This window comes from Phenylobacterium sp. (assembly GCF_016124325.1).
In the GTDB taxonomy this organism is placed as follows: Bacteria; Pseudomonadota; Alphaproteobacteria; order Caulobacterales; family Caulobacteraceae; genus Phenylobacterium.
On record NZ_WGNY01000030.1, the window covers coordinates 142,270 to 161,875 of the forward strand.

General features: G+C 69.0%; 18 protein-coding genes. 9 read left to right on the forward strand and 9 right to left on the reverse strand.

Annotated features, from left to right (window positions below; genetic code table 11):
• Positions 1–276: 276 nt before the first annotated feature.
• The 5 genes from GC203_RS17690 to GC203_RS17710 form a co-directional block, all read right to left on the reverse strand.
• Complete coding sequence (locus tag GC203_RS17690) at positions 277–1,029, reverse strand: TSUP family transporter (RefSeq protein ID WP_293457377.1); 753 nt, start codon at positions 1,027–1,029, stop codon at positions 277–279.
• A 337-nt stretch (positions 1,030–1,366) separates the two neighbouring features.
• Positions 1,367–2,839, reverse strand: a complete 1,473-nt coding sequence (locus tag GC203_RS17695) for a tannase/feruloyl esterase family alpha/beta hydrolase (RefSeq protein WP_293457379.1) — start codon at positions 2,837–2,839, stop codon at positions 1,367–1,369.
• A 154-nt stretch (positions 2,840–2,993) separates the two neighbouring features.
• Positions 2,994–4,316 carry an acyl-CoA dehydrogenase family protein gene (locus tag GC203_RS17700; protein ID WP_293457381.1) on the reverse strand — a complete coding sequence of 441 codons (1,323 nt, stop codon included), beginning with the start codon at positions 4,314–4,316 and terminating at the stop codon, positions 2,994–2,996.
• A gap of 227 nt (positions 4,317–4,543) precedes the next feature.
• Positions 4,544–4,939, reverse strand: a complete 396-nt coding sequence (locus GC203_RS17705; protein ID WP_293457384.1) for a hypothetical protein — start codon at positions 4,937–4,939, stop codon at positions 4,544–4,546.
• Between the two features lie 75 nt (positions 4,940–5,014).
• The gene (locus GC203_RS17710; protein ID WP_293457387.1) at positions 5,015–5,431 is read right to left on the reverse strand and encodes a hypothetical protein; all 417 of its coding nucleotides are present in this window, start codon (positions 5,429–5,431) and stop codon (positions 5,015–5,017) included.
• 253 nt (positions 5,432–5,684) lie between these two features.
• Between GC203_RS17710 and GC203_RS17715 the strand changes: the two genes are divergently transcribed.
• The gene (locus tag GC203_RS17715) at positions 5,685–5,981 is read left to right on the forward strand and encodes a GIY-YIG nuclease family protein (RefSeq protein WP_366502012.1); all 297 of its coding nucleotides are present in this window, start codon (positions 5,685–5,687) and stop codon (positions 5,979–5,981) included.
• A gap of 23 nt (positions 5,982–6,004) precedes the next feature.
• Here GC203_RS17715 and GC203_RS17720 read toward each other — a convergent pair whose 3' ends face one another.
• Positions 6,005–6,628 carry a TetR/AcrR family transcriptional regulator gene (locus GC203_RS17720; protein ID WP_293457390.1) on the reverse strand — a complete coding sequence of 208 codons (624 nt, stop codon included), beginning with the start codon at positions 6,626–6,628 and terminating at the stop codon, positions 6,005–6,007.
• A gap of 76 nt (positions 6,629–6,704) precedes the next feature.
• On the opposite strand from GC203_RS17720, the gene GC203_RS17725 reads away from it, so the two are divergent.
• The 5 genes from GC203_RS17725 (at position 6,705) to GC203_RS17745 (ending at position 12,652) form a co-directional block, all read left to right on the forward strand.
• Positions 6,705–7,316 (forward strand): glutathione binding-like protein, encoded by a 612-nt coding sequence (locus tag GC203_RS17725; protein WP_293457392.1) that lies wholly within the window; start codon positions 6,705–6,707, stop codon positions 7,314–7,316.
• Between the two features lie 257 nt (positions 7,317–7,573).
• Positions 7,574–8,350, forward strand: coding sequence for a 4-hydroxy-tetrahydrodipicolinate reductase (dapB, locus tag GC203_RS17730; protein ID WP_293457485.1), 777 nt, complete (start codon positions 7,574–7,576; stop codon positions 8,348–8,350).
• Position 8,351: 1 nt separating this feature from the next.
• The gene (locus GC203_RS17735) at positions 8,352–9,788 is read left to right on the forward strand and encodes an amidase family protein (protein ID WP_293457394.1); all 1,437 of its coding nucleotides are present in this window, start codon (positions 8,352–8,354) and stop codon (positions 9,786–9,788) included.
• 127 nt (positions 9,789–9,915) lie between these two features.
• A complete protein-coding gene (locus GC203_RS17740) occupies positions 9,916–11,700 on the forward strand; it encodes an ABC transporter ATP-binding protein (protein WP_293457395.1) in 1,785 nt (594 codons plus the stop codon).
• Between the two features lie 178 nt (positions 11,701–11,878).
• Positions 11,879–12,652: a PEP-CTERM sorting domain-containing protein gene (locus GC203_RS17745; protein WP_293457397.1), complete on the forward strand. Its 774-nt coding sequence runs from the start codon at positions 11,879–11,881 to the stop codon at positions 12,650–12,652.
• 77 nt (positions 12,653–12,729) lie between these two features.
• Here the strand turns inward: GC203_RS17745 and GC203_RS17750 are convergent, their stop codons facing one another.
• Both GC203_RS17750 and GC203_RS17755 read right to left on the reverse strand, forming a co-directional pair.
• Positions 12,730–13,347: a 2-hydroxychromene-2-carboxylate isomerase gene (locus tag GC203_RS17750; protein WP_293457399.1), complete on the reverse strand. Its 618-nt coding sequence runs from the start codon at positions 13,345–13,347 to the stop codon at positions 12,730–12,732.
• A gap of 10 nt (positions 13,348–13,357) precedes the next feature.
• Entirely contained in the window at positions 13,358–14,095 is a 738-nt protein-coding gene (locus GC203_RS17755) for an SDR family oxidoreductase (protein ID WP_293457401.1), read from the reverse strand.
• Between the two features lie 90 nt (positions 14,096–14,185).
• On the opposite strand from GC203_RS17755, the gene GC203_RS17760 reads away from it, so the two are divergent.
• Positions 14,186–14,635 carry a helix-turn-helix domain-containing protein gene (locus GC203_RS17760; protein ID WP_293457403.1) on the forward strand — a complete coding sequence of 150 codons (450 nt, stop codon included), beginning with the start codon at positions 14,186–14,188 and terminating at the stop codon, positions 14,633–14,635.
• Positions 14,636–14,669: 34 nt separating this feature from the next.
• Here the strand turns inward: GC203_RS17760 and GC203_RS17765 are convergent, their stop codons facing one another.
• Positions 14,670–15,467 (reverse strand): PEPxxWA-CTERM sorting domain-containing protein, encoded by a 798-nt coding sequence (locus GC203_RS17765; protein WP_293457405.1) that lies wholly within the window; start codon positions 15,465–15,467, stop codon positions 14,670–14,672.
• A 742-nt stretch (positions 15,468–16,209) separates the two neighbouring features.
• Here GC203_RS17765 and GC203_RS17770 point away from each other — a divergent pair.
• Positions 16,210–17,313, forward strand: a complete 1,104-nt coding sequence (locus tag GC203_RS17770) for an ATP-binding protein (RefSeq protein WP_293457408.1) — start codon at positions 16,210–16,212, stop codon at positions 17,311–17,313.
• Complete coding sequence (locus tag GC203_RS17775; protein ID WP_293457410.1) at positions 17,306–19,534, forward strand: S8 family peptidase; 2,229 nt, start codon at positions 17,306–17,308, stop codon at positions 19,532–19,534. The genes GC203_RS17770 and GC203_RS17775 overlap by 8 nt, the downstream gene beginning before the upstream one ends.
• Positions 19,535–19,606 lie beyond the last annotated feature (72 nt).

Sequence of the window (19,606 nt, forward strand, 5' to 3'; positions counted from 1 at the left end):
CTCCGCGACGACGCCCCGGCCTTAGACGCACCGGCGCGGCGACGGAACATCCACTCGGCGCAACGCCGGCAGACCACTCGCGGAAATCGAAAAAACTTGGCCGTGACCCCTTGCATCGGCGCGGCGCGAACATACTTCAGCGCTTGCCCGTTCCTGGGCGTTTCCTCCCTAAGAACTTCCCCCGCCGGGTCCTCTGGACCCGGCCTTTTTTTTGGGGGAATCTCGGGGCCTCTGGACCCGGCTTTTTTGAGGATTTCCGGGTCCATTGGACCCGCCTCAGCCGGCGATGAACAGCCGCGCGGCCTGGGCCAGGTAGATCACGCCCAGCACGCTCAGGATCAGGCGCAGGTAGCGCTTGAAGTTCACGTCCGACAGCCGGTTCAGGATCACCCCGCCGGCCGCCGTGCCCAGCATCGACAGCGGGATGGCCAGCGCGAACACCCAGGCCGGCGGCAGGCCCTTGCCCTTCACCGCCAGCAGCGGCGCGCCATAGACCATGATCTTCATCAGGTGGCTCAGCACCTGGGTCGCCGCCTTGGTGGCCACGATCTGGTGCCGGGTGAGCGCGGTCTTCACGAAGAAGATGTCCAGCACCGGCCCGGCCACGCCGGCCGTCAGGTTCACGCCGGTCACCCCGGCGCCGCAGACGATCGCCTGCAGGGGCCGCTGGGCGTCCAGCTTCAGCAGCCCGTCGGGGATCCAGACCAGGAACGGGATGATCCCCATGAACAGGTAGAGCGAGGCCCGGGTCGGCTCGACGGTGATGAAGCCCGCCACGGCCGCCGCCGCCACGGCGCCCAGCGCGTAGAGGCCGACGATGCGGACGTTCACGTGGCGGCGGTGGATGACCGCCCGCCAGCCGTTAGCGACGAGCTGCAGGATCCCGTGGGCGACGAACACCGCCGAGACGGGCAGGACGAGCGCCAGCGCGCCCTTCAGCATCAGCCCGCCGGCCATTCCGAACACGCCGGAAATGGCCGCGGTGATGAAGGCGGCGCCCACGATGAAGGCGCCGGTCAAGAAGCTCATGGTCGTTCTCCGGAGTTGCGACCGCCGCCGGAAGGCGGGCACAGGCCGCCTCCGGTCGCCGGTCAGCTGCGCGTCGCGCGCGGGACGGAGCCGGCGCCGCAGGCCCGTTCGGGCGAGCGCCGGAGGAAGGAAGGCGTGACGGCGAGGTCGCGAGGATCGTCCTCGCGCCGCGGTCGCCCCAGGGGCCTTCGGAAATGATGCGTTCGGTGGTCATGGCCGATCGGCGTTCGCTTACACCCAAGCGGCGCCATTGACCATCGGCCCCCACAACCCCGTCATCCCGGACGCAGGGCGCGAAGCGCCCGAAGATCCGGGATCCAGCAGCTCAGGTGTGATCTCAGCGCTTCGCCTTGCAGCTCCAGGCGCCCGCCCCGTCCTGATGGGCCACGCCGGGATAGGGGCAGAGCAGCTGGGTCGGCCCCTTGTCGCCGGCCAGGGTCTTGGCCGTCACCTCGGCGGGCGCCTTGTCGGCCCGCACCCAGTCGTCCAGCACCGACAGCCAGTCCACCGTCCCCGGTCCCGGCCCGCCGGCGCAGTGCAGCATGCCGGGGATCAGGTACAGCCGGTAGAAGCCCGAGGTGTCGCCCATCGTGCGCCGCACGTCCTCGTAGTAGACGACGCTGGAGCGGGCCGGGATCGCCGGGTCGTTCCACCCGTGGTACTGGATCAGCTTGCCGCCGCGCTTCCTGAACGCCGACAGGTCGGGGCTGTCGGAGTCGATGATCGGCCCCATCTTGGCCTTGGCGCGGGCGAACTCGGCCCCCAGGTCCATCTTCAGGAAATCGAACGCCGGGTCGCCGAAGGCGAAGTACTTCATGGCGTTGGACGAGAACTGGTAGCCCGCCGCGCGGCTGTTGTCCGCCTGGCTGGGGCCGGTGATCCAGGCCGGCCAGCTACCCGGCTCGGCCTCGGCGCCCGGCGTCACGCCCGGCAGGGGGATGCGGCCGGTCCGCGGGTCGCGCCGGCCCTGGTAGATGGCGCGCGCGGCGGCCACCTGGGCGGGGCTCAGGCAGGTCGCGGGATCGTCGCCCTTGCGGCATTGGGTGACCGCCGGGTCGAACCGGCAGGCGGCCGGATCGCGGATGAAGTCGCCGCCGCCGCACTGCTTGCGCGCCGCGGTCTGCAGGGCCTTGAGCTGGCCCAGGCCCAGCCAGCCGCCGGGCTTGGCCAGCGCCTGCTGCTGGGCCGTTCCGTTGCCGAACAGCAGGCTCATGTAGTTGGCCGGCGCACCGGCCACGATGCCGTCGAAGTCGGCGGGGAAGCGCTGGGCCTCCATCAGCGCCTCGCGCCCGCCGTCGGAGCAGCCGTAGAAGTACGACTTCGCCGGACCGTCCGCCTTCTGGGCGGCGATCAGCGCCTTGCCGACCTCGGTGGTCTCCTTCAGCGCCCGCCAGCCATAGTCGACCAGCTTCTCGGGGTGGCCGAACGCCCAGGCCGCCGAGGTGCCCACCGGGCTCTGGTGGCCGTTGTCGGTGGCCGCCGTGGCGTAGCCCTCGGTGGCGAAGCGCTTGAGGTAGCCCGAGGGGATCGAGCCGGCGAAGCCGCCGTTGCCCATCTGCACGAAGCGGCCGTTCCAGGCCTGGCCGATCGGGATCCAGACCTCGATGCGGATGTCGGAATCGGCGGTCGGCCGGCTGGTGACCGAGAGCTTGCAGGCCTCGGCCGCGCCGATCTTCTCGACGCTGGCCGCCGTCACCTCGGCGTGGTCCAGCTTGGCCGCCTTCAGGTCGGCGCACGCCGTCTCGGCCCTGGCCAGTCCCGGCGCCCCCAGCGCCAGCGCAAGCCCCGCCGCGATCATCAGCCGCTTCATGGCCATCCCTCCCACACCCTTGTTTCGCGGGAGTTCACCACAGCCGGGCCGCCAAGCAAACCGCGCCGCGCGCGGCCCCCGGAAACGTGGTCCCAAAAACGAAAAAGCCCCCGCTTGCGCGGAGGCTCTCCCGTATCCCCTCTGCGGCCGTCCGCTAGTTGCGGAACACCGCCGACATCGAGCTGTCGTGCGGGCCTTCGCGGAACTGCTGCAGCTCGTTGCGGCCCACCACCATGTGGTGCACCTCGTCCGGGCCGTCGGCCAGGCGGAGCGTGCGGGTGTTGGCGTACATCCGGGCCAGCGGGGTGTGCTGCGACACGCCGAGCGCGCCGTGCATCTGGATCGCCTGGTCGATGATCTTGCAGACCCGCTCGGGCACCATCGCCTTGACCATGTGGATCCAGACGCGGGCTTCGCGGTTGCCCAGCACGTCCATCGCCTTGGCGGCCTTCAGCACCATCAGGCGCATGGCCTCGATCTCGATGCGGGCGCGGCTGACGATCTCGATGTTGCCGCCCAGCTGGATGATCGGCTTGCCGAACGCCACCCGGCTCATGCCGCGGGTCACCATCAGGTCCAGCGCCTTCTCGGCCGAGCCGATCGCGCGCATGCAGTGGTGGATGCGGCCCGGGCCCAGGCGCAGCTGGCTGATCTCGAAGCCGCGGCCTTCGCCCAGCAGCATGTTCGAGGCCGGCACGCGGGCGTTGCGGAAGCGGATGTGCATGTGGCCGTGCGGCGCGTCGGGGTCGCCGAACACCTGCTGGCCCTGCACGATCTCCACGCCCTCGCAGGGCAGCGGCACCAGGATCTGCGACTGCTGCAGGTGCGGCGGGGCGTTCTCCTCGCCGGTCTTGACCATGCAGATCATCACCTTGCAGCGCGGGCTGCCGGCGCCGGAGATGTAGTGCTTCTCTCCGTTGATGATGTACTCGTCGCCCACGCGCACCGCGCGGGTGTCGATGTTCTTGGCGTCCGAACTGGCGGTGTTCAGCTCGGTCATGCAGTAGGCCGAGCGGATCTTGCCTTCCAGCAGGGGCTCCAGCCACTGCTTCTTCTGCTCGGGCGTGCCCACGCGCTCCAGCACTTCCATGTTGCCGGTGTCGGGCGCGGCGCAGTTCATCATCTCGGAGGCCAGGCGCACCTTGCCCAGCTCGACGGCGATGTAGGCGTAGTCGAGGTTCGAGAGGCCTTCGCCCGTCTCGGCGTTCGGCAGGAAGAAGTTCCACAGGCCGCGCGACTTGGCCGTCTCCTTGGCCTTTTCCAGCAGCTCGAGCTGGCCGGGCGCGTACTGCCAGATGTCGGGGCGGTCCTTGCCCAGCCGCTCCCATTCTTCCGAGACCGGCTCCGCCACTTCCTTGATGAAGGCCTTCACCGCCTCGTAGAGCGGGAGCGCCTTGTCCGACATGCGCAGGTCGTTGAGCTCGTCCTGCGGGGAAAGGCCAAAGCCGGTGTCGGGGCGTTCGGCGACGTTGTTCATGAACTCACTCCTCCCAGAGCGCTGGAGCCGGTTTTCGTCTGCGGCCGACCATGGGCGCAGACGACAGGAAAATCAAACAAGCGTTCGTGGGACGGGCTTATAGCAATTCAAACACTTGTTTGAAAGTGGGGAGAGCAAGAACTTTACGTGTCATCCCGGCTTCCGCCCCGCGCGGAAGACCGGGATCCACGAACCTCCGACGGCGGGGCGCCGGCCCGGCGAGAGCCTCAGGCCGCCGCGCGGCCCTTGCGCAGCGCCAGCCAGTAGAGGTCGGCGACCACCACCACCGCGACCGCCTGGGCCACGATCACGCCCAGTCCGAGGCCGGTCGGCTCGACCCACTTCAGCGCCAGCAGCATGACGCTCTCCGCCGCCCAGGCGAGGTTGAGCGCGATCAGGCCCCAGACCGCCTTGCCCGGCAGGGCCGGACGCGTGGCCAGCCAAGCCAGCAGGCCGCCGTAGCCGATCAGGAAGATCCCGACGGGGCGCATCAGGGCGGCGGAAAGCCCCAGGGGGTCGGCCAGCATCTCGGCGTCGAGCGCGAGCGCGGCCCCGCCCAGCAGGCAGACGGCGGCGTCGGCGGCGAGCACGGCCTTGAGGAAGGCGGAACGGACGGCGGTCATGGGAAGCTCCAGGGCTGTTGACGCCCCGAAGCCTCGGCCGATGGCGGCCGCCCGTCGATTACGTCGGAGGTAGCCCTACTTCAGCGGCGCGTTGGCGGCCGTCGGGCAGACCGCGGCCAGCAAGGCCTCGTTGTCGGCGCCGTCGGCCTTCTTGGGCGAGTCGAGCCGCCAGGTGGCCTTGATGTCGAGCGGGACGTCCGGCTTGTACGACCCCAGCATGATCAGGTTCTTCTTGGCGCAGTCGAGGGCCACGACATTGCCCACGCCGTCGGCGGCGCCCGGCTCGCCGGGCCCCAGGTTCGCCGCCGGCTTGGAGATCGCCTGCATGACGACCAGGCGGCCCGTCTGGCGGTCCTTGTAGGTGTAGTCGGCGTTGAACGACCATGCGAGGCCGTTGTCCCCGTCGACATATTTGGTCCAGGTCGCGGCCGCGGCCGGACTGGCCAGGGCCAGCGCGACAACAGGGGCGGCGAGCGCGAGTGCGCGGCGCATGGGCGTCTCTCTCCAAACGATCGTTTGCGTGTCCAGAAGCGGACCCTAGCGGCGGTTTTTGGGCGCCTCCAGACATTTCAGGCGATACCCATCCCAACGTCTACCTCCCCCGCACCGTCACCCTCGCCCTTGTGGCGAGGGTCCCTCGCGCAGCCGACGGTGAGCGGCGGAAGCGACTTCGGCCTTCCTTCGGGCCTCCGTGGGACGGATAGAGGGATCCTCGGCACAAGGCCGAGGATGACGAGGCGGCGGCTTGGTTGCGCGCAGTGCGGAAATCGCCGTCTACATCATGACCGACCGGATGCGGGGGACGCTCTATGTCGGCGTGACCAGCCAGCTTCTCCAGCGCGTCGGGCAGCACCGGGACGGCGCTCGCCCCGGCTTCACCAAGCGATACGGCCTGAAGCGCCTCGTCTGGTACGAGCAATGGGACCGTATGCTCGACGCCATTCAGCGGGAGAAATCGCTGAAGCGCTGGCCGCGGCAGTGGAAGATCAATCTGATCGAGCGGAAAGAACCCGCACTGGGAGGACCTGTGGCCGCTCCTTAGCCCCGGCGGACCATCGTCCTGACCTACCCCCCCGCCCCGCAGATCATGTCGACCGCCGCGGCCCCTACGGCCTTCAGCTCGGCCTCGTCGGCGCCCGTGCGGGCGCGCACCGCCAGGGTGTGGAAGGTGGCGCTGGCCATGGCCGCGGCGCCGGCCGGCGCCACGCCGGGGGCGAGCTGGCCCGGGTCGGCCTCGAACCGGGCGTGGAACAGCCCGTCGGTCTCGGCGATATAGCCGGCCAGCACCTCGCGCGCCTCGGGGTCGTCCACCGCCTGGGTCACCGCCGTGCCGACCAGGAAGCAGCCCCGCTGGCCGATCTCCCCGCGCCGGTAGACGTCGACCGCGAAGTCGAAGATCGCCCTCAGCGTCGCGCGCAGCGGACCCGGCGCCTTCAGCGCCTGGGCCAGCGCGCCCGCCGCCTCCCGCCCCGAACGCTTCAGGGCGGCGATGTAGAGCGCGTGCTTGTCGCCGAACGCGGCGTAGAGGCTGGGCCGGTTGAGGCCGGTGGCCGCGGCGATGTCGTCCAGGCTCGTGGCCGCATAGCCCAGGTTCCAGAACACCGCCCGCGCCCGGTCCAGCGCCTCGTCGGGATCGAAGCTCCGGGGCCGCCCCCTCGGCCGCCCCGCGCCCGCCTCTTTTTGTACCATATCGCAAACAATCCTTGACGCCCGCATTTACATGCGAAACGGTATAAATATAAACCCCCAGGAAGGACCTGCCCCCATGGACGTCTATTTCTCCCCCCTCGCCTGCTCGCTGGCCAGCCGCATCGTGATCTACGAGGCCGGCGGCGAGGCCGACTTCCACCGTGTCGACACCCGCGCGGGCCGGACGGCCTCGGGCGAGGACTACAGCAAGATCAATCCCAAGGGCCTCGTCCCGGCCCTGAAGACCGACGACGGCGTGGTGCTGACCGAGAACGCCGCGATCCTGCAATACCTCGCCGACCGGTTCCCGGACGCCCGCCTCGCCCCCTCGGGCTTCGCCCGCTACGAGCTCCAGCAGTGGCTGAGCTTCATCGGCGCCGAGCTGCACAAGGCGGTCTTCGCGATCCTGCTCAGCCGTACGGCGCCCCCCGAGGCCAAGGCCATGGCCAAGGAGACGGCCGGGCCGCGCCTCGCCTATCTCAACGACCACCTCGCCGGCCGCGAATGGCTGCTCGACGAGTTCAGCGTCGCCGACGCCTACCTGGCCGCGGTGCTGAACTGGAACCGCGCCGTCCAGCTCGACTTCTCGCCCTACCCCGCGATCCTCGCCTATCAGGAACGGCTGGCGGCCCGGCCGGCCGTGGGCAAGGCCCTGACCGACGAGTTCGCCCTCTACCAGCCGGCGTAGGATACTCGTCATCCCGGACGCAGGGCGCGCAGCGTCCGGAGATCCGGGACCCAGCACCTCAAGCCTTGAAGCTTCGCGACGAGATGCTCCGGCGCCGGCGCGGCTGGGTCCCGGCTCTCCACGCTCTAACGAACGAGCGCTCCGGCCGGGATGACGATCAAAGGGCCGGCGCTTGCCAGCGGACCATCGCGCCGTCTGTGTGTTCCGTGTTTTCTGTGGTTCCCTGATTCGAAACGCCGTCGCCGGGAGAGCCCGCCCTGTCCGCCCCCACCAGGATCGCCATCGCCGGCGCGCTCGGCCGGATGGGCCAGGCCGTGGCCCGGATCGTCGAGGCCAGCCCCGACGCCGTGATCGCCGCCCGTTTCGACCGTCCGGGCGCGGAAGGCCCGGACCTCGTGACGGTCGACGCGGCGCTCGCCGCCGCCGACGTGGTGGTCGACTTCACCACCCCCGCCGCCTCCGTCGACCTCGCCCGCACCTGCGCCGCCCGGGGCGGGCCGGCCCTGGTGATCGGCGCCACCGGAGCCACCGACGAACAGCGCGCCGCCATCGCCGAAGCCGCCAAGTCGATCCCCATCGTCTACGCCCGCAACTACTCGCTGGGCGTGAACCTGCTGATGAGCCTGGTGCGCCAGGCCGCCCGCGCCCTGCCGGCCGAGGCCTACGACATCGAGGTCTTCGAGGCCCACCACCGCCACAAGGTCGACGCGCCCTCCGGCACCGCCTTCATGCTGGGCGAGGCGGCCGCCCAGGGCCGCGGCGTCGACCTCGCCAAGGTCCAGCGCCGCGCCCGCGACGGCATCACCGGCGAGCGGCCCGTCGGCGAGATCGGCTTCTCGGTCCTGCGCGGCGGCGGCATCGTCGGCGAGCACAGCGTCACCTTCGCCGCCGAGGAGGAGATCATCACCCTCAGCCACTCCGGCCGCGACCGGGGCCTGTTCGCCCGCGGCGCGGTGGCCGCCGCCCGCTGGGTCGCCGGGCGACCGGCCGGGCTCTACGACATGGCCGACGTCCTGGGCTTCGCGGACGATTGAGATGATCGACCTGCTCGACCGCGACGCCACCGCCCAGCTCGCCGCGCTGGCGAGCAAGCAGATTTCGGCGGTGGAGTTGCTGAAGGCCGCGCTCGCCCGCCACGCCGAGACCCACGAGGCGCTCAACGCCGTGATCGCCGCCGACCCCGAGCGCGCCCTGGAGCGGGCCCGCGCCATCGACGACGCGCGCAGCCGCAACGAGGTCCTCGGCCCCCTCGCCGGCCTTCCCATGACGGTGAAGGACACCTTCGACGTGGTCGGCCTGCCCGCCTCCTCGGGCCTCGCCGACCTGCGCCGCCGCCAGGCCGAGGACGCCGCCGCCATCGCCCACGCCCGTCAGTCCGGTGCGGTGATCTGGGGCAAGACCAATGTGCCCGTCATGGCCGCCGACTGGCAGAGCGTGAACGCCGCCTATGGCCGCACCAACAATCCCTGGGACCTGGCGCGGACCCCCGGCGGTTCGTCGGGCGGCGCGGCTGCCGCTCTCGCCGCGCGGGTCACGCCGCTGGAGATCGGCTCCGACATCGGCGGCTCGCTCCGGGTTCCCGCCAGCTTCTGCGGCGTCTTCTCCCACAAGCCCACCTGGGGCGCGGTCTCCCAACGCGGCCACGTGCCGCCGCACCCCGGCTCGCACGCCGAACGCGACCTGAACGTCATCGGCCCCATGGCCCGTTCGCCGCGCGACCTGCGCATGCTGCTGGCGATCCTGCAGAACGGCCCGCTCGCCCCCCGCGCGCCGCCGGCCGACCTCAAGGAGACGCGCATCGGCCTGTGGCTCGACGACGCCAACTGCCCGCTCGATCCCGAGGTCCGCGCGACGATCGAGGCCTTCGCCGGGCAGCTCTCCCAGGCCGGCGCGACCGTCGAGCCGATCAAGAGCCCCGTCGACATGCGCGCCCTGCTGTTCGCCTACCAGACCCTCCTGGGCGCGGTGCTGGGCGAGGACCTGCCGCCGAAGATGGTGCGCGGCCTGGAGTGGGCGCGCCTCTTCGCCAAGGGCGCGCTGCGGCGCGGCGCCGGCCCGCTGTCCAGCGCCGCCATGGCCATGGCCTACACCGCCCGCCACCGCGAATGGATGGCCGCCGACGCCGTGCGGGCTCGCCTTCGCCACGAGATCGGCGAGACGTTCGAGACCTGGGACGCGATCCTCGCGCCCATCGCCCCCGTACCGGCCTTCCCGCACGACGCGCGGCCGTTCGCGCGCCGCAGCCTCACGCTCTCGGGCGGCGAGACCATCCCCTACGCCTCGATGCTCACCTGGATCAGCCTGGCCACCGCCCTGCACCTGCCCGCCACCGCCGTGCCGGCCGGGCGCACGCCCGCGGGCCTGCCGGTCGGCGTCCAGCTCATCGGGCCCATCGGCGGTGATTCCCGCACCCTCGCCATCGCCCAGGCCATCGACGAGGACGTCCGCGGCTTCGAGCCGCCGCCGCTCTGAGTTGCCCCGGCGGCGCGGCGGCGGCATAGTCGTCGCCTCGCAACCACCCGAGCCGGGGAGCGTCAGATGCAGACCTTCATGTCCAACCCGAAAGGAGCCCCCATCCACATCATGGACATGATCACGCATGCATCCGCATCTCCGGAGGCCGCGCCCCGACGCTAGCGACCTCACCCTCCGCCGCGCGCGGAAGTTCCTCTCCTACTACCGGCCGCACCTGCCGCTGCTCGCGGCCGACCTCGCCTGCGCCGCGCTCGTCGCCGCCACCGCCCTGGCGCTGCCGCTCTGCGCCAACTACGCCGTCAAGCGCCTCGCCGCCGACGCCGATCCCGCCCAGGCCCTGAGCCGCATCGCCCTGGTGGGCGGGCTCATGCTGGCCCTGCTCGCCGTCCAGGCCCTGGCGACCCTGTTCGTCGACTACCAGGGCCACGTGATGGGCGCGAAGATGGAGAGCGTGCTGCGGCGCGAGCTCTTCGAGCACTGCCAGAAGCTGTCGTTCAGCTTCCACGACCGCCAGCGCACCGGCCAGCTCATGAGCCGGATCACCAACGACCTGTTCGCCATGGGCGAGCTGTTCCACCACGGCCCCGAGGACATGGCCATCGGCCTCCTGAAGGTCGTGGGCGCCAGCCTGATCCTGTGGCGGCTCGACCCGCCGCTGGCCGCCCTGGTCCTGGGGCTGATCCCGTTCGCCACGGCCTATGCGCTGCACTTCAACGGCCGGATGATGCGCGCCCTGCGCCAGGCCAAGCGCCAGATCGGGGCGATCAACGAGCGGGTCGAGGACGCGCTGGCCGGCGTGCGGGTGGTGAAGTCCTTCGCCAACGAGGCGCTGGAGACCCGCCGCTTCGAGGCCGAGAACGCCCGCTTCCTCGACATCCGCCGCTCGGGCTACCGCAGCGAGGCCTTCTTCTCCGTGGGCATGACGGGCTTCTCCCAGCTCGTCACCGTGACGGTCATCGTCGCCGGCGCCGCCCGCGTGGTCCAGGCCGGGCTGGACGTGGCCGACATGCTGACCTTCCTGCTCTGCGTGGCGATCCTGCTCGACCCCGTCCAGCGCCTCGCGAACTTCTCGCGCCTCTGGCAGGAGGGGATGACCGGCTTCTCCCGGTTCATGGAGATCCTCGAGATCGCCCCCGACATCGCCGACCGGCCGGGCGCGGTCGCGCTCCGTCGGCCCCGCGGCGAGATCGTCCTCCGCGACGTCACGTTCCGCTACGCGCCGGACGCCCCGGCCGTGCTGAAGGGCGTGTCGCTGACCATACGGCCCGGCGAGTTCGTGGCCCTGGTCGGGGCCTCGGGGGTGGGCAAGTCGACCCTGTGCTCGCTCATCCCGCGCTTCTACGAGGCGACCTCCGGCGCGGTGCTGATCGACGGGACCGACGTGCGCGACGTCACGCTGTCCTCGCTCCGGCGCAGCGTGGGCGTGGTGCAGCAGGACGTCTACCTCTTCGCCGGTTCGGTGGCCGAGAACCTCCGCTACGGCCGCCCGGACGCCACCGACGCCGAGGTGGCCGCCGCCGCCCGCGCCGCCAACGCCCACGACTTCATCATGGCCCTGCCCCAGGGCTACGACACCGACATCGGCCAGCGCGGCGTGCGACTGTCGGGGGGCCAGAAGCAGCGCCTGACCATCGCCCGCGCCTTCCTCAAGGACCCCGCGATCCTGATCTTCGACGAGGCCACCAGCGCCCTCGACAACGAGAGCGAACGGGCGGTCCAGCAGGCGCTGTCCGGCCTGGCCCGGGGCCGCACCAGCCTGGTGATCGCCCACCGCCTGTCGACGGTGCGCCACGCCGACCGCATCCTGGTGCTGACGGGGGAGGGCGTCGCCGAGCAGGGGACCCACGACGCCCTGATCGGGGCCGGCGGCGCCTATGCGCGGCTCTACGAGGCCCAGGCCAGCCTCTAGCTTGGGACCGCGTGCGGCGAGCCGCGACCGCCTCACTCGCCTTCGGGGCGAACGGTGTTTCCAAGGCTTGGCCGTTGGTCGTAGATGAGGCCATCGGGGGCATGCGTCACGCCGATGGCCGCGCCGGAAGAGGGCGGTTTCTGTGACGATGTAAGTTCGGATCGGGGAATTTCGGAATATGGCACGTTGGTTTGGAGCGGCCGCGCTTGCGGCGGGTGTGGTTCTGGCGGCGGCGTCGCCGGCTGCGGCGCTCGAAGAGCTGCACATCAGCCACACGAGCATGAACACGGCCTACACGGCGACGATCCACTTCGGTGGCGGCGGCCATGAGACGGCCTATTCGAACGGCATCGTGTTCACCGGCACGAACCTGACGACCAACGAGTCGTTCGACGACCTGTTCGGCTTCTGCATCGACGTGTTCCACAACATCACGCTGGGCAACCAGAACCTGAACTACTGGTCGACCTACAACGATCCGAACTACGTCGACATTCCGGTCGACGACTTCGGCGCGCCCACGCCGCTCACCACCGACCAGAAGAAGCGCGTCACCAGCCTCGTCGACTACGGCTTCGAGCTGCACCGCGACTTCGCCGGCAACGCCGACGCCGAGCTGCAGCTGGCCGCCGTCCAGGCCGCGATCTGGAACACCATCCTGCAGTCGACCGGCGGCTACGTGACCGTCAACAACGGCTCGCACTCGGCGGGCGGCCAGACCTACTCGCAGTATTTCAACGCCTTCGCCTTCACCAACACCTACGACGGCGACCGGATCTACGAGATCTTCGACACCCAGAACCGTCCGGCCCACCAGGCGTTCGCCATCGGCTGGCCGATCGAGGGCGGGGTTCCCGAGCCCGGCACCTGGGCGCTGATGCTGGCCGGCTTCTTCGGCATGGGCGCCGCGCTCCGCCGCAGCCGCCGCGACGGCGCGACCGCCGCGGTCTGATCCCGGCGACATACGGATCGCGAAGGGCGTCCCTCCGGGGACGCCCTTTTCGTTTGCGCGGGTCGTTTGCGCGGGGGTCAGGCGCGGGCCTTCGCCGCCTCTTCCTCCACCTGGCCCAGCCGGTCCTTGCCGAAGAACATCTCGTCGCCCACGAAGAAGGTGGGAATGCCGAACACCCCGCGCTCCACCGCCGCCGTGGTGTTGGCGGCCAGCTCGGCCTTCACCTCCGGGTCTTGCGTCGCGGCCACCAGGCCCTGGCCGTCCAGCCCCGCGGCGTCCAGCGTGCGGACCACCACCTCGGGGTCGTCCATCTTCAGGCCCTGCTCCCACATGGCCGACAGCACCGCCTCCAGGTAGCGCTCGCCCACGCCCATCCGGCGGGCCGCGATCAGCCCGCGCATGATCAGCAGCGTGTTGACCGGGAAGTGCGGGTTGGGCCGGTAGGCGGTCAGCCCATGCTTCTCCACATAGCGCCGGGTCTCCAGCCCCTCGTAGGCCAGCTTGCCCCTCACCTCGCCGAACGCCTCCACCGGCGAGCGGTTGTTGGTGGCCTTGAAGATCCCGCCCAGCAGGCAGGGGATCAGGTTCACCTCGGCGCCCGTCCGCGCCGCGATGGCCGGCAGCACCTTCCACGCCAGGTATCCGTTCGGGCTGCCGAAATCGAAGATGAAGTCGATCGTCACGGGCTTCGTCATCGGCCCCTCCTCACCAGGTTTCCGACCAGGGGCGCAGGTCGAGTTCGTGGGTCCAGGCCGAGCGCGGCTGGCGCGCCAGGGCCACATAGCTGGCCGCGATGTCGCCGGGCCGCAGGATGCGGTCTTCCGCCAGCAGCGCGTCCACGTCGTCGCGGTTTCCGCGGATGAACACCCCGTCCACCGCCCCGTCGATCACCGTGTGCGCCACGTGGATCCCCAGCGGCCCCAGCTCGCGCGCCATGCTCTGGGCCACCGCGCGCAGGCCATGCTTGGCCGCGGCGAAGGCGGCGAAGCCGTCGCGCCCCCGCACGCTGGCCGTCGCCCCGGTGAAGATGATCGTCCCCCGCCCGCGCGGCGCCATCGCCTTGGCCGCCTCGCGCCCGGCCAGGAAGCCCGCGAAACAGGCCATCTCCCACACCTTGGTGAACACCCGCGCCGTGGTCTCGCGGATGCCGAAGCGCACGTTCGCGCCGATGTTGAAGACCATCACCTCCAGTGGGCCCACGTCGCGCTCGATGGTCTCGAACAGGGCGACCACCTCGTCCTCGGCGCGGGCGTCGACGCCATAGGCGTGCGCCGTCCCGCTGGCCGCGCGGATCTCGGCGGCCAGCGCCTCCAGCGCGTCCAGATGCCGCGCGCGGCGCGTCATGCAGACCGCATAGCCCTCGGCCGCGAAGGCCCGGGCGATCGCCGAGCCCAGCCCGTCGCCCACGCCCGCCACCAGGCAGACGCCCTTTCCTCCGCTCATCTTCCACTCCGTTCGGATTTTGAACGATGGTAAGTCTTGAATCCGAACCCAGTCAATGGGACCTTCCCGACGAGCCTGGAGTCACCCTCGATGAAATGGAGCGAACTGGCGGAGCAGCGCTGCTCGGTGGCCCGCGCGACGGCGGTCATCGGCGACCGCTGGACCCTGATGATCCTGCGCGACCTGTTCCTGGGCGTGCGCCGCTTCGAGGATTTCGAGCGCCGCTTAGGGATCTCGCGCAGCCTCATCGCCGACCGCCTCAAGCTGCTGGTCGACGAGGGCGTCCTGCGCCGCGAGGCCTACCAGGACCGCCCGCTCCGCCACGAATACCGCCTGACCGCCAAGGGCCTGGAGCTGCACCCGGTGATCCTGGCCATCGTCCACTGGGGCGACGTCCACTACGCCGGCGAGGAGGGCCCGCCCCTGCTCCACCGCCACAAGGCCTGCGGCTGCGACTTCGCCCCCGTCACCACCTGCTCCGAATGCGGCGAGCCGGTCACCGCCCGCGACGTCGAGGTGCGCACGGGACCGGGGGCCTGAAGGGGCCGCGATCGGCGCACGACCCGAACATCGCCTAGGATAGCCCTGCCGCGGCATGGACGCCCTCGCCGGGATCCTGGCGCCGGCGCTGCGCGCGCAGGCTCGCCCCCGCCGCGCCGAAGCCCAGGATCATCAGCGCCCAGGCCGCCGGCTCGGGAACCGCGCCGCCGTTTCCGGCGTCGTTCGCCAGGCTGACCGAGACGGCGAACGACCCGTCGTTGTCGGCGTAGTAGCCGGTCGTGCTGGAGAAGCTGAACGCGTCGATGACGCCGATGTAGAGCCGCGTCGCGTTGGTCGGCGCCGTGAAGGTGAGCTGGGCCCCCAGGGGGTCGTCCTCCCCGGCGTGGCCGTCGCCGATATAGAACACCTGGTGCAACAGCGGCGACAGCGACGACGGGTTGGCCACGTCGAAGCTGAGGGCCGCCGGGGCGACGCCGCCGAAGGGATCGGCGTCGGTGGTGAACACCCCCACCAGCGGGATGTTGGCGTTGCCGCTCAGGCTTGACAGGCCGTTGGCGCCGCCGACGTTCATGCCGCTATTGCCGCCGTCGGGGGGGATGTTGAGGTTCACGCCGCCGCAGCAGTCGACCAGGCCGGTGGCGTCGAACGTGAAGACGTTCCCCGACGCGGCCGCGAACTCGAACAGGATGGCGTCGGTCGCCGCCCCGCCGCCGCCCGGCGCGCCGTTGTGGCCGAAGATCTGATAGATCGAGGTGGTTCCGAACACCGTCGCCGCGGCGGTGTCTCCGGCCGCGATCGTATCGGCCCGGGCGCCGTCCGCCGCCGCCAGCATCGCCGCCGCCGCGGCCGCCAGGAACATCGTCTTCCGCATCATCTGCACCCCTGCATCGAGCGCACCCGCGGCGCCCGCTACGGATAGGCGCCATCCGGCCGCCCCAGGGGTCACGACCTCGGCCGCCCCAGGCCACTTTCACCCGAGGCGCGAATCCGCCCGGCCCGGAGTCGCGCCACAGGCGACCACCGCGCGGGCCAGCGCCGCCGCCTGGCCCGCGTCGGCGACCTCGCCCCGCCGACGACCCGCTCCGAACTGGGCGATCCGACCACGGCGCGCGACGCCCCGAAAGCGCTCCAAAACAACGCCCCACCCTCCCTCTCTGTCATCCCGGTTTCGGCGCAGCCGAAGACCGGGACCCTTGGGCGCGGGAGGTTGACGGCGGAGCGGGAGGCAGGAATGCGCGAGGAGGGGGCGTTGGCGTCGGAGCGGGAACCGGACGTTCAATCGGCCTACGCGACTGCCGATCGCTTTCGGCGAACGACCACTCTGAACTTGGCCTCTGCGGGGACCGTCTGCACGAACCGCAGGCGACTGAAGCTGGGCAAAACACCGCAAGGCGCTGATGGCAAGGTCCTGTGAGGCTCCCGTCCAGCCGCGCCTATGGATGGACTAAATGTTGCATTTTCGAAGAAAAACTCGTCCACAAAAAATGACGGTGCGACAAATAGTTAGCATTTCATCGGACTATTATCAGAACAAATTTATGGAAGCTATTCCACTAATGATGTAGAGTTCGGACTCATGCGGGAGAAGCGTTGTGAGTGCTGAGAGTTCGAAAATGAGGGATGATTTCCTGACGTTGGCGCGGTTGGCGCTGACGGACAAATCGCAGGACATCCCGCTGTTCTTGAACAAGGTCGCGAGAAAATGTCGCGACGGCGATCCAGAGCTGTCTGGCGAGTTGGGCAGCTTGGTGAAGGCCGCTACGAGCCGAAGCTCCGCGCTGCGCAGAGAGGCTGGCGTGCCGGTTCCCGTCGACTCCGATTCACGCCTCCACCTATTGCGGATTGAGTCGCCGAACCCCGACGCTCCGACGCCTGTCTTTGCGCCGGAGATCGGCCATCAAATATTGAGCCTTGTGCGGGAGCGCCGCGAGATAGAACGGCTAACCTCTTCAGGCTTGGAGCCCACTAAGTCGGCGCTGTTTGTCGGCCCCCCGGGCGTGGGCAAGACGATGTCTGCCCGGTGGATCGCCAGCCAACTTGGTTTGCCGCTGTTGGTGCTCGACCTTTCAGCGGTGATGAGCAGCTTCCTTGGCCGGACGGGAAACAACGTTAGGGCCGTGCTCGACTACGCGAAGCGACAATCCTGCGTGCTGTTGCTCGATGAGTTCGACTCGATTGCAAAGCGTCGAGACGATGCGACAGAGGTTGGTGAACTGAAGCGGCTCGTCACGGTGCTGCTACAGGAGATCGATGACTGGCCGCCATCCGGCATGCTGATCGCCGCAACCAATCATTCGGAACTGCTGGATCCCGCTGTGTGGCGGCGCTTCGACCTAGTGGTGCGCTTCCCCAGCCCAGCGCGCGAAGACGTCGCCAGAGCCATTCGCCGGCTCCTAGGCGATGACGAAGGGGTCGGTGCCGAATGGATCGACGTCCTTTCCATTGTGCTCGGGGATGCGAGCTACAGCGACATCGCGAAGCGCATCGTCCACCTCCGTCGTGCGGCGGTCCTCGATGAGCTGCGGCTCGATGACGAGATCCAGAAATTCGTGCGCCAGCGGGTCGCGGAGCTGCCACGCAGCGAAAAGCTCGAGCTTGCGGAGCGCTTGTCGGCGGTGAGTTCGATCTCGCAACGGGCCGCCTCTGAGATCACAGGCGTAAGCAGAGACACGATTAGAAAGCGGAGTGCGAAGTCCGCGGGAGGCCCGCATGGCTGAACAGCGCAACTTTCTCCTCGGCAAGGGTGAGCGTCTGACCGAACCGGTTTTGCCATCTGGGCGGAAGCTGGAGCGCATTCCTCCCTACACCTATGAGGAAGCACGGGTTCGGCTCCGGCCCATGATCGAATCCGCACTCAGCGAATTGACGCGTCTGCCTGAGAACGCACGACCTCTTGGGCAGGTCGTCGGCAACGTTACGCTGAACCCCGAATATATCGCGAAGAGCTACTATCCCGAGCACGTGCTGAAGACCTATGGCTTGAAAGCCGTGGGCAGCAAGCCGACGGTCGTGACGCCGGACCAGCGGAGCCCCGACAGAACAGGCCGCGCCCGCCCGCCGGTCGAGAAGCCGACAACCCAACTCTTTGTCGCCGGGAATATCGGATCGTTCAGAAGGCTCCTCGCCGACATTGAGGCGTCTTCTGTCGCCGACGCGGTGCAGCAGGACCTTCCGGCGCTGGAGCAATTCAACGCACCCGATCCGGCGTCAAAGATCAAAGGATCGTTGCCGCAAGCGCCAGAAGTCGCGCTTGAGGTTGTGCTTCACGCCACAGAGTTTCGGAGCGACACCTACATTATCACCGCGTTTCAGGATTTTCTGAACGCGCGCGGTCTGGAAGCTGATCTCCAACACCGCTTTCATGCTGGCGGCTTGTGTTTCCTGCGGATGGTTGCTCCTTCCGCCGTCGTTCCCGAGATCGCACTGTTTTCGTTCCTGCGCGCGGTCCGTGAGATGCCGCGCCTACGCGACCTTGTGCCGCTTCGCGGTGCACCAGGTTTTGGAGCCGCCACATTGCCGACGGCGGCGGCAATTGATCCCAACGTGCGCGTCGCGATCTTTGACGGCGGCCTGCCCGAAAACTCGCCGCTGACTCCCTGGGTGACGTGCTTTGATCCGCCTGGCATTGGCCCGCCGGTGCCTGATGCTCTTGACCACGGCTACGCGGTCACGGGTGCTGCGCTCTTCGGCTCACTCAGCTCTGGGACGGCACCGCGCCCTTTTGCAAATGTCCATCACATCAGAGTGTGGGACGAGAACTCGGGGAGCGATCCCCTAGAACTGTTCGACGTGTTGGAGAGGATCAAAAACACACTCGATAGCTCGCCGAAGTACGATTTCATCAACCTGAGCCTCGGCCCCTGCCTGCCTATCGAGGATGATGATGTGCATGCTTGGACGGCCGTGTTGGACGAGTACCTCGCCGACGGGGCATGTGTCGCGACCATCGCGGTGGGTAATGATGGCGAGCGGGATGCCGACGCCGGCCTGAACCGTATCCAAGTGCCGGCAGACACTGTGAACGGCTTGTCGATCGGCGCATCCGACGGCCAAGGCCCGACATGGAAGCGCGCACCCTATAGCTCCGTCGGGCCAGGCCGCAGCCCCGGCCTCGTGAAGCCTGATCTTGTCGCCTTTGGCGGTTGCGCGGCTGCTCCTTACATTGTGCTGGGCGGTGCGGGTCAGTCAAATCGCGTCGCGCAGTGTGGGACCAGCTTTGCGGCTCCTCACACGCTTCGAATCGGAACGGGTGTTAAGGCCAACTTCGGCGGCGCGCTCGACGCCCTAGCTGTGCGGACGCTGCTGATCCATACCGCCGAGGCGAGCGAAGAGCCTCAGCACGAGATCGGGTGGGGACGCGTGTCCGAGAACATCGACGACATCATCGTCTGTCCCGACGGCTCGTTCCGGGTTGTCTACCAGGGCGAACTCACCGCGTCGAAATACCTCCGCGCCGAAATCCCTCTGCCGGACGAAGCGCTGCGCGGCATGGTGAGCATCAAGGCTACATGTTGCTTCGCGACAGAGATCGATTCCGCTCATCCAGGCAGCTACACCCGGAGCGGGCTTGAAATCTTCTTCAGACCGCACGCTTCAATCGTCGAAGAGAATGCGACCCACGCGAAGACATCGACCTTCTTATCGCAATCAAGACTCTATCAGACCGAAGATCTTCTGCGCACGGACGCGCACAAGTGGGAGACAAGCCTCCATGGGGCGGTGCGAAAGCGAGCGTCGAGTCTGGAGCGGCCGGTGTTCGACATCCATTACCTGTCCCGCGACGAAGGGCACGTCGATCACCAAACGGCCAAGATCAAATACGCGCTTGTCATCACAGTGGAGGCTCCAAGGCACAAGGACCTCTACGACATGATTGTCCGGAAATATCGGAATGTGCTTGAGCCGATGGTTCCGATCCAAGTCCCGATCCAAGTCTAGTTCCCGGCTTAGGGGCCACAGCCGGGCGGCTTGAAAGGCCGATCCCTCTTGGTGGCGAACTCAGGGGCGGGA